At 60.8% G+C, this 10,580-nt stretch carries 14 protein-coding genes and 1 pseudogene; 1 reads left to right on the top strand and 14 read right to left on the bottom strand.

What is annotated here, in order from left to right:
• The 3 genes and pseudogenes from G454_RS22075 to G454_RS0110095 form a co-directional block, all read right to left on the bottom strand.
• A pseudogene (locus G454_RS22075) lies at positions 1-244 on the bottom strand (hypothetical protein); the annotation flags it as partial.
• Between the two features lie 111 nt (positions 245-355).
• Positions 356-970, bottom strand: a complete 615-nt coding sequence (locus tag G454_RS0110100; protein ID WP_035107597.1) for a DUF3786 domain-containing protein — start codon at positions 968-970, stop codon at positions 356-358.
• A 7-nt stretch (positions 971-977) separates the two neighbouring features.
• A complete protein-coding gene (locus G454_RS0110095; RefSeq protein ID WP_027718532.1) occupies positions 978-1,409 on the bottom strand; it encodes a hypothetical protein in 432 nt (143 codons plus the stop codon).
• A gap of 119 nt (positions 1,410-1,528) precedes the next feature.
• Here G454_RS0110095 and G454_RS0110090 point away from each other — a divergent pair, with 119 nt between their 5' ends.
• Positions 1,529-2,380: an Asp23/Gls24 family envelope stress response protein gene (locus G454_RS0110090; RefSeq protein WP_211230040.1), complete on the top strand. Its 852-nt coding sequence runs from the start codon at positions 1,529-1,531 to the stop codon at positions 2,378-2,380.
• A 49-nt stretch (positions 2,381-2,429) separates the two neighbouring features.
• Here G454_RS0110090 and G454_RS0110085 read toward each other — a convergent pair whose 3' ends face one another.
• Genes G454_RS0110085 through G454_RS0110035 form a run of 11 tightly spaced genes read right to left on the bottom strand, consistent with a single transcriptional unit; the run spans position 2,430 to position 10,556 of the window.
• Positions 2,430-3,071, bottom strand: coding sequence for a precorrin-8X methylmutase (locus G454_RS0110085; protein WP_027718530.1), 642 nt, complete (start codon positions 3,069-3,071; stop codon positions 2,430-2,432).
• On the bottom strand, positions 3,068-3,439 hold the full coding sequence (locus G454_RS0110080) for a sirohydrochlorin chelatase (RefSeq protein WP_027718529.1): 372 nt from the start codon (positions 3,437-3,439) through the stop codon (positions 3,068-3,070). Before G454_RS0110080 ends, G454_RS0110085 begins: the two co-directional genes overlap by 4 nt.
• Complete coding sequence (cobK, locus tag G454_RS0110075; protein ID WP_027718528.1) at positions 3,436-4,212, bottom strand: precorrin-6A reductase; 777 nt, start codon at positions 4,210-4,212, stop codon at positions 3,436-3,438. Before cobK ends, G454_RS0110080 begins: the two co-directional genes overlap by 4 nt.
• Positions 4,209-4,931, bottom strand: a complete 723-nt coding sequence (gene cobJ, locus G454_RS0110070) for a precorrin-3B C(17)-methyltransferase (RefSeq protein WP_027718527.1) — start codon at positions 4,929-4,931, stop codon at positions 4,209-4,211. Before cobJ ends, cobK begins: the two co-directional genes overlap by 4 nt.
• Positions 4,895-5,983 (bottom strand): cobalt-precorrin 5A hydrolase, encoded by a 1,089-nt coding sequence (locus G454_RS18660; RefSeq protein WP_035107593.1) that lies wholly within the window; start codon positions 5,981-5,983, stop codon positions 4,895-4,897. Before G454_RS18660 ends, cobJ begins: the two co-directional genes overlap by 37 nt.
• Positions 5,980-6,735, bottom strand: a complete 756-nt coding sequence (gene cobM / locus G454_RS0110060) for a precorrin-4 C(11)-methyltransferase (RefSeq protein ID WP_027718526.1) — start codon at positions 6,733-6,735, stop codon at positions 5,980-5,982. The genes G454_RS18660 and cobM overlap by 4 nt, the downstream gene beginning before the upstream one ends.
• On the bottom strand, positions 6,732-7,451 hold the full coding sequence (gene cobI / locus G454_RS0110055; RefSeq protein ID WP_027718525.1) for a precorrin-2 C(20)-methyltransferase: 720 nt from the start codon (positions 7,449-7,451) through the stop codon (positions 6,732-6,734). The genes cobM and cobI overlap by 4 nt, the downstream gene beginning before the upstream one ends.
• Positions 7,441-8,046: a precorrin-6Y C5,15-methyltransferase (decarboxylating) subunit CbiT gene (gene cbiT, locus G454_RS0110050; protein WP_027718524.1), complete on the bottom strand. Its 606-nt coding sequence runs from the start codon at positions 8,044-8,046 to the stop codon at positions 7,441-7,443. Before cbiT ends, cobI begins: the two co-directional genes overlap by 11 nt.
• On the bottom strand, positions 8,036-8,671 hold the full coding sequence (cbiE, locus tag G454_RS0110045) for a precorrin-6y C5,15-methyltransferase (decarboxylating) subunit CbiE (RefSeq protein ID WP_027718523.1): 636 nt from the start codon (positions 8,669-8,671) through the stop codon (positions 8,036-8,038). Before cbiE ends, cbiT begins: the two co-directional genes overlap by 11 nt.
• The gene (cbiD, locus tag G454_RS0110040) at positions 8,653-9,756 is read right to left on the bottom strand and encodes a cobalt-precorrin-5B (C(1))-methyltransferase CbiD (RefSeq protein ID WP_027718522.1); all 1,104 of its coding nucleotides are present in this window, start codon (positions 9,754-9,756) and stop codon (positions 8,653-8,655) included. Before cbiD ends, cbiE begins: the two co-directional genes overlap by 19 nt.
• Positions 9,757-9,815: 59 nt before the next feature.
• Entirely contained in the window at positions 9,816-10,556 is a 741-nt protein-coding gene (locus G454_RS0110035) for an ATP-binding protein (protein WP_027718521.1), read from the bottom strand.
• Between the last annotated feature and the right edge of the window lie 24 nt (positions 10,557-10,580).

Raw genomic sequence — 10,580 nt, 5'->3', positions numbered from 1 at the left:
TGGCTCTGGCTAGCGGTCGCGCACACTTCCCCAATTCCAACCGGCGGTTGCCCAAAAAACGGTCCACTCTCTTGATGCGGTGCTTCTCCGCCGTCGGCCCGGGTAAGGCCCGCCCCAAAGATGCTACCCCTAAACGGGGCGAGCGTAAAAGCCCATATACCAGCACCGCCAGGGTCTTCACTTGGGTCTTGTGAATTCCGGCCAACCATGTTATAAATAATTCAACAAAACGATTCAGGCTCATTAAGGATTCTCCCCCTTTGCTGTTTCCTCCCTTAACAGCTAATTTTCGGGGGGAGAATCCTTTTTTCCTGCCCTTTTCGCTTAATATCTCCTTCTAAAAGCTGGGGATCACTCAGCCTTGCGCCAGGGCGATAATCTTGCGGGCCAGCTCTACGCCCAGCACCCAAAGGGCTGCCGTGGAGAGGTGGGTTGGGGCCACGGCATCAAAAAGGATGCTGGCGCGGGGAGGGAATTCCTCGTCGCCGGACCAGATGATTACCGCCAGCGGCAGCTTGGGGAAGGCCAGAAACTTCGCCGCGCAGTCGCCGAGCGACAGCTTTTCCCCCCCGAGGATGCGGGCGGCAAGGCTAAAAGCCTCCAGACGGTGCCCAAAGGCCCGGGCCAGGGGGATGAGGGCATCGTGCTGGAAGGGAGCGTGGTGGAGTTCACCGTGAGGTAGCTCGAGAAAGGAAAGCCAGTGTCCCCGGGGCGGCAGGCCGCTTGCCGAGCATAGGTACTGGAGGATGAGCACCTGATCGTTGTACGGCACGGCTTCCCGGGACGCCTCCTTCTGCACGCTCCCGTCCGGGCTTATCTCGTATCTCTCCCCCAGGTAATCCAGGAGATACTTTCCGCGGTGGGGGTCGTACAGCGCTCCCGTACGCAGGGTTATGCCCGTGTGGTCGCCGGAGATTCCGGCAAACCTGCGTACGGCCTCATTTAGGGCATCCAGCTCGTTGATGAGCACGGCCAACTCACCTGCCGCTCAGGTATAGGATAAGGGCAGCAATGACGGTAAACAAAATTAAAACCATGGCCAGCCCGCCGAAATTGGTGAGGGCTTTCAGGCGCGTGCCTTCCGCTTCGGCCCTTTCGCGCAGCGTCCGGTAAACTTCCAAGCGGCCAAGGACATCCATCACCAGGCTGTCGGCCAGGTCCGGATCGCCTCCTTTTTCCAGGAGGCTCTGCACGGTAAGATTTAACCATCTTCGCCGCCCGTCGTGGTTGAGCACGGCATGCTGTTCTTTTAGAAAAAGCTTGAATTCTTTTTCCCGGGGCTTTATCTTTTCAAAGTAAATGCGCCTTTCGGGGCGGGAAAGCTGTCGTATGGTTTTCCCGAGGATATTCTTTTCGCTCTCGGGTAGGGAAAACCTCTGGGCCAAGAGCTCGGCAAATTCCTGGGACAAATTTTTCACCTCCCGGGGTTTCTTACGCTAAGCGGTGCCTTCGGTCCTTCCGGTTAAAAGCAGGTGATGGCTTGCAGGAACGGCCGGCCTTGGGGAAGAAACTTTCCGGAAGGCCCTTTTTGGAGGAGAGGGTTATGGAAGTTTACGCCTTGGTGGGTCCCAGCGGGACGGGGAAAAGCTTCCGGGCCATTACCACTGCCCATGACTGCGGTGCAGAGATCATCATTGATGACGGGCTCGTAATTAAGGGGGACCGCATCCTGGCGGGAAAGTCTGCCAAGCACCAGCCTACCCGCCTGGGGGCCATTAAAGCGGCGCTTTTCACGGACGAGGAGCATGCCCGCCAGGCCCGGGAGGTGCTGCGGGAGGTTAACCCGCAGAGGGTGCTCATCCTGGGCACCTCCGTGGAAATGGTGGAGAAGATTGCCTCCCGCCTGGGGCTGCCCCCGGTAACCAGGGTAATTACCATTGAGGAGGTGGCTTCTCCCCGGGAAATCCGCAAAGCGCGGGTGATGCGGGTACAATACGCCAAGCACGTCATTCCCGCCCCCACGGTGGAAGTGAAGAAAAAGCTTCCCGGTATTTTGGCCGATTCCCTAAAAATTTTCCTGCGCCGGCAAAACCCGCAGGGCAGGCGCAGCTGGCTGGAGCATTCTGTGGTGCGACCCACCTTTACCTATTACGGCAGGCTGGCCATTGCCGAGGGTGTACTCACGGAAATTATTGAGCGGGCCGCAAGGGAAGCCGGTAAGGTTAAGAGTGCCGGCCGGGTAACGATAAAGAAGGAACCGGACGGGGTAACCGTGGAACTTCAGCCGGTGCTGTACTATGGCTGCAATATTATAGACGTCGGCCGGCAAATCCAACAAAAGGTAAAGGAGCGGGTGGAGGAAATGACGGGCCTGACGGTGAAGGCGGTAAACCTCCTTGTGCGTTCCCTCTACATACCGCGCCAGGGAAGTGCCCCTTAAGGGGCGCGGCGGCGGTGCGGGGACGTCGGTCGGGCCGGCTGTTTGGAAGTTACGCATGTGTTGTGCCGCCTGTGCAGACCATAAAAAGCAGGGCGTTGACAATGGCCGCGGCCATGGGACTGCCTCCCCTGGTACCCGTGACGGTGATGTAGGGAACGTCTAGGGCCATTAGCTCTCTTTTGGCCTCCGCCGCCCCTACGAAGCCCACCGGTGTGGCCACCACCAGGGCCGGCTTGGCCTTGCCGCCGGCAATAAGCCGGCAGAGGGCAAAGAGGGCGGTGGGGGCGTTGCCGATGGCAATAATGCCCCCGTCGGCAACGGAAGCGCCCAGTTCCATGGCGGCCATGGCACGGGTAATCCCCTTTTCCCTGGCCATTTCGGCAACTGCTGGGTGGTCAATCAAGCAGCGCACCTCCACCCCCAGAAGAGCCAGCGGCTTTCTGGAAAGGCCGCTCTTGACCATGCTCACATCGGTGAGGATGATGCAACCGGACCGGAGCGCGGCCACGCCGCACTCTAACGCCCGGGGGTGGAAGCGCATGAGCCCGGCTAGGCTGGGATCGCCGGCAGAATGAATCACCCTTTTTACCACCGCCTTTTCCCCCGGGGAAAAGGCGTGCAGCTCTACCACCTGTTCTATGATGCGCATGCTTTCTTCCTCAATGGTCTTGGGGTCGGTGATGATCTTCATGAAACGACCTCCTGTATGCGCTCTAAAATAATTTCTGCCAGCTTCCGGTGGGCGCCTATGTGCCCGGCCATAATAATTTCCATCTGCGGGTAGCGGGCCCTTTCGCGGTTTAGGATTTCAGGTATATCCTTTTTAACATGCACCCCGTCGACGAGAAACAGCGGCACCACCACTACTTGCTCCAGTCCCAGCTGGGACATCTGGGCGAGGGCTGCCGGCAGGTCGGGCTGGCCGAATTGGAGGAAAGCCCCTTTTACCGCCGCGAAGCCCTTTCCCTCACCGATCATCTCCTGCAGTCTTTCCAGCGTCCTGCGTGTTTCCGGAAGGCGGCTGCCGTGGCAGAGCAGGATGACGCCCCTCTTCTTCATCCTTCCACCGACCTTTCTATTTGGATGATCCTGTCAATGAGGTCCGCAAGACTGTGCACAGCTTCCCCCGGCGCCGGGCGGGGCTGGTCTATAACCACCACCGGTATGTTCAGCTCCAGCGCGGCTTCAACCTTGGATGCCGTTCCCCCGGCGTCGCCGCTGTTTTTGGTAACCACCACGTCCACGCGGTAGTGCCGGAAGAGGGCGCGGTTCAGTTCGCGGCCAAACGGCCCCTGCATGGCCACGATATCGGCTGGCTTTAAACCCAGCTGGCGGCAGCGCTGGAGGACCTCCGGTTCCGGCAGTACCCTGACAATGATGCGGCAGCCGCGCTGCCGCGCGGCGTCCAGGAAGACGGGCAGGCTTTTACTGCCGGTGGCCAGGAAAATGGTCCTGCCCAGCTCCGTGGCTTTGCGGGAGGCCTCCTCGTAGTCCCTCACCCGGTAAACAAGGTGGCTGGAGGGAAGGGCGCTTTCCGCACGCTGGAGGCGCAGGTAAGGTATGCCCGTCACGGCACAGGCGCGGCAGGCCAGATCGGAAATCCGGCAGGCGAAAGGATGGGTGGCGTCTACCAGCAGACGGACCTTGTGTCCCCTGATGATCTCCAGCAACCCTTCCAGGTTTAAGGGGCCTGTAATGATCCGGGCGCCGCAGCCCGAGAGCAGTTCGCCGCCGTAGGGGGTTGCCGTGGAAACCATTACGCGGAGGCCTCTGGCCGCCAGTTCCGCGGCTACCTGGCGTCCTTCCGTCGTACCTCCCAGCACCAGTATCACAGCTCGTACCCCCTGGGGGTGACCAGAAAACCGTTGGCGACGCGCGTCTGGCTGTTGCCCACGATAACGGTGCACAACATATCGATGGGGTGATTTAAAAGGTTTTCCAGGTCGGTAATAGTGACTTCCTGGCCTTCTCGGTAGGCGTTGCGCACTATTCCTACCGGGGTGCGGCTGCTCCTGTGTTTGAGGAGGATTTCCCTGGCGCGGTGAATTTGCCCTGTTCTCCTGTGGCTGGCAGGGTTGTACAGTACCACCACAAAGTCGCCCTGGGCGGCCAGCTCCAGCCTCCTTTCAATGAGCGACCAGGGGGTCAGCAGATCACTCAGGCTGATAACTACAAAATCGTGCATGAGGGGGGCTCCAAGGAGGGCTGCAGCGGCACTGGCCGAAGTGATGCCGGGCACAATCTCCACCTCCAGCTTGTCCCAGAGGCCTTCCCGCTCGATGACTTCCAGGGCAAGGCCGGCCATGCCGTAAATGCCCGGGTCTCCCCCGGAAACCAGGGCCACTTTTTGCCCTGCGCCGGCCCGATGTACGGCCAGGAGGCACCGCTCGATTTCCCTCATCATGCCGGTGGATATTACCTCTTTTCCCCTGAGCATTTCCTCCACCAGCTTGAGGTAAGTCCTGTACCCCACAATTGTTTCGGCTTCCTCTATGGCCTGCTTTGCCCTGGGGCTCAGGTGCTCCGGGTTTCCCGGGCCTGTTCCCACCACCCATAGCTTTCCTCGGCGAGGGCCACGGTTACCCCCCCCACCCTGGTCTTGCCCAGGATCAGCTGGCCCCTGGGAGCGGCCAGTAAAGCCGTTGGCTCGCATACGCCCTCCACTCCTATCCTCTCTTTCACGAATGATGATCTGCTGAGATGGGGTGCTTTTTCCAGCAAGTTGTTAATCTCTTCCGCGGTAAAGGCAGCCAGGGGTAAGCCCAGTTCCCGGGCAACCTCCTGCAGGCCTTCCTCTCCGGAGCGCCGTTCAATGGTGGCCAGGGCCCGCAGGCTGGCTGCACTGCGGCCGGCCAGTGACAGCGCGCAGAACAGGGCGGATTTTACCGTTTCCGCTCCTACTCCCTTACGGCAGCCAATGCCGGCCACAAGGTTGCGGGGCCTCAGGAAGAGCACCTTGGGGGAAGGCGGATCAAACACGCGGTTGGTGATCAGTACCAGCCAGCCGGTAAATCCTGCACTTGTAGCTTCCGGCCAGGGGATGATTTTATAGCCTTTCTGCGGTAGCGGCAGAGGGAATTCGCTGGAAATAAAAACTTCCCCGTCCCCGTTAACCAGGCAGGCGTTAACCTTTTTGGCCTTTTCAAGGGACTCGATGGCCAGGTTATATTTTTGGGCCAGCACGTCAACGGCCAGGAGGCCCTGCGCTTCGGTGGCCGTGGTAATAACCGGCACCGCCCCCGTGGCTGCCGCTAGCTCCCGCGCCAGCTGGTTGGCCCCTCCCATGTGTCCGCCCAGCAGGCTGATGGCAAAGTTACCCTTTTCGTCCATGACTACCACCCCCGGGTCGGACACCTTGCTGCGCAGGTGGGGGGCCAGCACTCTCACGGCAATCCCTAGGGCCATGATGAGCACCATCCCCTGGCACAGGGAAAATTCCCTGCCCACCAAGAGGCTAAGGGGCTGCACGTAGGGCGTCCCTTCCCCGGGCAGGTGGGCCGGCTTGTAGGTCTTTACCTGGTGGCCGGCCCGGGTCAAGCATTGGGATACCCTTTGGGCCAGCTCCACGCCGCTCTTGGTAACGGCGATGACGGTAATCTTCATTTCCGCGCCTCCCGGTAGCCGTGGGCGAAGCCGGGGTGATAGAGCCGCGAGGGTTGGTAGGGTGAGCCAAAAACCTTCCCCACAAGGATCAGGGCGGTGCGGGTTATGCCGGCCTTCTTTACTCTGGCGGCAATGTCGCCCAGGGTGCCGCGCATCACCCTTTCCTCGGGCCAGGAGGCCTTCTCCACTACCACCACCGGTGTGTCCTCCGTGCAGCCGCCCGCTTTTAGCTCTGCAACCACCTCTTCTATGCGGTGGGCGCTTAAAAAGATGCACAGGGTGCTCTTGTGCCGGGCCAGCTCACGCAGTTTTTCCTCCTCCGGGACGGGCGTTTTCCCTTCCAGGCGAGTGAGGATGACCGTTTGCGTTACCCCCGGCAGGGTAAGCTCGTGGGGGATGGCGGCGGCGGCGGCCAGGAAAGAGCTTACCCCCGGTACCACGCGGAAAGGTATGCCCATTCTGGTCAGGGCATCCATCTGTTCCTGGGTGGCACCATAAAGGGATGGGTCTCCCGTATGCAGGCGCACCACGGTCAGGTTTTCCCGGTGGGCTGTGATCATGACCGCGAGGATTTCTTCCAGGGTCATGTGGGCGCTGTTGTAAAGCCTTGCTTCGGGGCGGCAGTGGTCAAGCACTTCCGGGTTGATGAGCGAGCCGGTGTAGATGACCACGTCCGCCTCTTTTAACAGCCTGGCCCCTTTTACGGTAATTAGTTCCGGGTCTCCCGGACCGGCGCCCACGAAGTAAATCATTTTTCCCACCTCTTGCGCAGGATGAGGGTGGACATGTAGTGAAGGTCCAGGTTATCCCCGGCTAGGGTTGCAAGGTCCCGGCAAACGAACTGGTCCGGGTAACCGCAGCGGCTGACCAGGGCGGCTTGACCGAGCAGCTTTTTTTGCCGGAGCAGGCCTATTACTCCTTCAAAGTTGCGGTTGACCTTCATGACCACGATGTTATCAAAGTCCTCCATGATTTTCTCCAGCCGGTCCAGGTGGTAGGCCGCCGGCATAATGGCCAGGTTTTCATCGCCCTCCGCCAGGGGCGTCTGCAGGACCGCCGCGCAGGCGCTCATGGCCGTAACGCCGGGAACGGTTTCCACCGGAATGTGAGGGTAAAGCCGCCGCAGGTAGTTGAGGAGGTATCCGTAGGTGCTGTAGAACATGGGATCGCCAATGGTCACAAAGGCCACCTTTTTGCCTTCCTGCACCAGGGCGGCCACCTTTTCGGCTGCCGCAGCCCAGTGTTCTTCCAAAATCCGCTTCTCCCGGGACATGGGGAAAGAAAGCTCCACCACTTCCCAGCGCCGGTTAAGGGCCCCGGTGATCACGTGGAGGGCCAGGCTTTCCCTTTCGGCAGCCGACTTGGGCACGCAGACCACGTCGACTTCCTGGAGGATGCGGTATGCCTTTAAGGTGAGCAATTCGGGATCACCCGGGCCCACCCCGATGCCGTAGAGCTTACCCGCCACCGTCATTTCCTCCCTTCTGGGCGGCAATGATCCACACGGGGTTGTTTGCCTGCAGCAGGTGGTAACCGCCCAGGGCCGTGCTGCGGGCCACTACCACCTGGACGATCTCTTTTCCCCAAGGCTCCCCCAGGGCGTTAAAGGCGGCGGTAAGCGTTTCCAGGGTTACCGCGTTGATCACCAACCTGCCGCCGCGGGGCATTTTTTTCTCTAAAAACTTGATAATGGCCCCCAGCGTTCCCCCCGAGCCGCCGATGAAAACCCGCTGCGGTTCCGGGAGGCCGCCCAGCACTTCCGGGGCCCTTCCCTCCACTACCTCAATGTTATCTATGCCGAAACGGCCGATGTTTTCCCGGAGGATTTCCACGGCCTTTTGGTCCTGCTCGACCGCATAGACCTTACCTTTGCCGATGAGGCGGGCCGCCTCTATGGCCAGGGAGCCCGTGCCGCTGCCGATGTCCCAGACTACTTGTCCCGGGGACAGCCTGGCCTTGGCCAGGGTGATGACGCGGATCTCCTCTTTGGTAAGGGGAATTTTGTCCCGCTGGAAAAGATTGTCGGGGATTCCCGGCGTTGCATACGGCCAGTTAACCTTCATTTAAGATCACCACTACGCAGTTGGGGGGAAGGTCGATTTGTTTTTCCAGCAGCTCACGGGCCGAAGTTTCCACCACGCATTCGTCGGGGTAGCTTAAGTTGCAGCAGCAGTAGATCCTCTGGGCGGCCAGGCCGTTTGCGGCGAGCATCCTGGCAATTGACGCCGGCGGGCACCGCGGGTCGGTAAGGATGGCCACCTTGGGGCTCGTGCGCACCGCCTCGGCCAGGAAGGCTCCCTCCACTTTCCTGCCGTGCGCGCTTAGGATGCGGGCATCTTCCCAGGGCACGGCCAGGCGGGCAAAGGCGAGCTGCACGGCGCTGACCCCCGGGATGACCTCCAGGTCTTCGCGGCGGAAATGGCGGCGCAGGTATTTGAGGATCCCGTACATCCCGGGGTCGCCCGAGGCCAGGACCGCCACCCCCGCTTCGCGGTGCAGGCGGATAAACTCCAGGGCCTCACCCAGGTTGCTTTTGAGGATGAAGGTTTTCTGCCACGGTGCGGCCATCTGCCTGATGTGCCTCTCGCCCCCTACCACGGCGCTGGCGGCGTCCAGGGCTTTCCTGGCGGCGGGGGTGAGGTAGTCCTCGCTTCCCGGCCCCACGCCAATTACTTTAATGCGCGGCATCCCAGTTTCCTCCCGATTTCCACGGCCTGCCGGTCCAGGCCCAGGATCTGCCCCTTCAAATCCAGCAGCGCGGTGCCCACTTTCAGGCGGCGGTGGACCAGCTCCATGGCCCGCTGGCTGGCCCGGCAGGCCAGCCGGTCGTAAACGCTCAGGAGGTTGCAGCCGGCCAGCAGTTCAACCACGCTTTCCAGGGTGTTGGCGGCCATGATGCGGGCGATCACCTCGCGGTCGGCGCCCATTAAGGCGGCGTGGCTGGCCAGTATTTCCCGCCGGGCGTCGGCAACGCGGTTATGGGTGTGGAAGATCCCCCCGGCAATCTTGACCATCTTGCCGTGATGGCCCCACAGAAGGACTCCCTCAAAACCCCTTTCCGCACAGCGCTCCAGCATAAACCCCACAAAATTGCCCATTTCTACAACGGCATCGGCGGGGAAGCCGTACCTTTCCACGGCTGCGCGGGCGCCTGTGCGCCCTGGGGTGAGCACCACATGATTAAAGCCTGCCGACCTGGCCACGTCCAGAAAGGGCACCAGGGAGTCCCTGTAGGCCTCCTCGGACATGGGCCTTACAATTCCGGTGGTGCCCAGAATGGAGATACCGCCGACAATTCCCAGGCGCGGGTTCAAGGTGCGCCCGGCCACCTTTTCTCCCCCGGGGACGCTGATGGTGATTTCCGCCCCCTGTCCGGGAGGGAGGAATTCCCTTACGGCGGCCAAAATCATCTCCCGGGGTACGGGGTTTATGGCCGGCTGCCCCACCGGCACGGCCAGGCCCGGCTTCGTGACCCGACCTACGCCGGGGCCGCCACAAAGCTTTATCCCCTCGCCGCCGGGCCGCACTTCGGCCACCACCGGTAGACCGCTGGTCACGTCGGGATCGTCGCCGCCGTCCTTGATGACCACGGCCATGGCGCCGCCGGGAACCGCCCTGACTTCAGATATGGGCACCAAAATGGGCTGCCCCTGAAGGTTGTAGACGGTGACTTCTTTCAATATGCGCCCGGAAAAGTACAGTGCCGCTGCCGCTTTTGCCGCCGCCGCGGCGCACGCGCCTGTGGTGATGCCTGTGCGCAAAGGTTTGGTCAAGGGACGTTGTTCCCCCCAGTCCCAAAAAAACATGCCCTGGTGCAGGGCGCGGCCCGTTTTCACAGCTCTTTTGTCTTTTCCCTGCGCATGAGTATGCGGATATCCATCTCCACCGGTAGCCTGTAAGGCCGACACATCTGGCAGATGCGCGAGGTGGTCCTTTCGCCGAGGTACTCGCTCAGGTCCTCAAGGCTTATGTTGGTGGTGATAATGACCGGAAGGTGGTGGTTAACGCGGTAATTGAGGATGGTGTAAATTTTGTTTTTGGCCCATTCCGTGTAATTATGGGCCCCCAGGTCGTCCAGGAAAAGGAGCGGTACCTCCCGCGCTGCCTCCATGAGGTCCCTTTCGGTGTAATCCCCTCCTGTGCGGCTCTGGTCGTAGGTGGCCCGCAGGCGGTCCAGGAGGTCCGGCACAACCACAAAAAGCAAAAGAACCCCCTCTTCCAGGAGGGCGTTGGCCATGCAGGCGGCCAGGAAAGTTTTACCGCTCCCGACGGGCCCGGTGATCAGCAAGCCGTCGGTTTGCCTGTTCTCCTTGAATTTTTGGACAAACTCGCAGGCTGCCCGGTAGGTGCGCCGGGCAGATTCGTAATAGGTAATTTTATGCTCCGGGTCTACTTTCACGCGGGAATAATACTTAAAATTGAACTGGTCGAAGGTGCAGTTCCGCAGGCCTTCGGGGAGCCCCGCATCCCGAAAACGGTTGGTCAGTGCCCTCTGCTTGTTGCAGCTACAAGGGTAGGCAAGATTTTCGCGGATGATTACGCCTCGGTCCAGGCACTTGGGGCAGGGCTTCACGTCTGGAGCACCCTTTCCCGGAAA

Origin of the sequence: Desulfovirgula thermocuniculi DSM 16036 (assembly GCF_000429345.1) — a bacterium.
GTDB classification, from domain to species: domain Bacteria; phylum Bacillota; class Desulfotomaculia; order Desulfotomaculales; family Desulfovirgulaceae; genus Desulfovirgula; species Desulfovirgula thermocuniculi.
The sequence above is the reverse complement of the archived record's forward strand: the minus strand, read 5'-3'. Positions and strand labels throughout refer to the sequence as shown.

What these genes read in the sequence shown, in the direction of transcription:
- G454_RS0110085 (WP_027718530.1), bottom strand. Translation starts at nt 3,071, where the DNA reads ATGAAGATCATCACCGACCCCAAGACCATTGAGGAAGAAAGCATGCGC.
- G454_RS0110080 (WP_027718529.1), bottom strand. Translation starts at nt 3,439, where the DNA reads ATGAAGAAGAGGGGCGTCATCCTGCTCTGCCACGGCAGCCGCCTTCCG.
- G454_RS18660 (WP_035107593.1), bottom strand. Translation starts at nt 5,983, where the DNA reads ATGAAGATTACCGTCATCGCCGTTACCAAGAGCGGCGTGGAGCTGGCC.
- cobM (WP_027718526.1), bottom strand. Translation starts at nt 6,735, where the DNA reads ATGATTTACTTCGTGGGCGCCGGTCCGGGAGACCCGGAACTAATTACC.
- cbiT (WP_027718524.1), bottom strand. Translation starts at nt 8,046, where the DNA reads ATGAAGGTTAACTGGCCGTATGCAACGCCGGGAATCCCCGACAATCTT.
- cbiE (WP_027718523.1), bottom strand. Translation starts at nt 8,671, where the DNA reads ATGCCGCGCATTAAAGTAATTGGCGTGGGGCCGGGAAGCGAGGACTAC.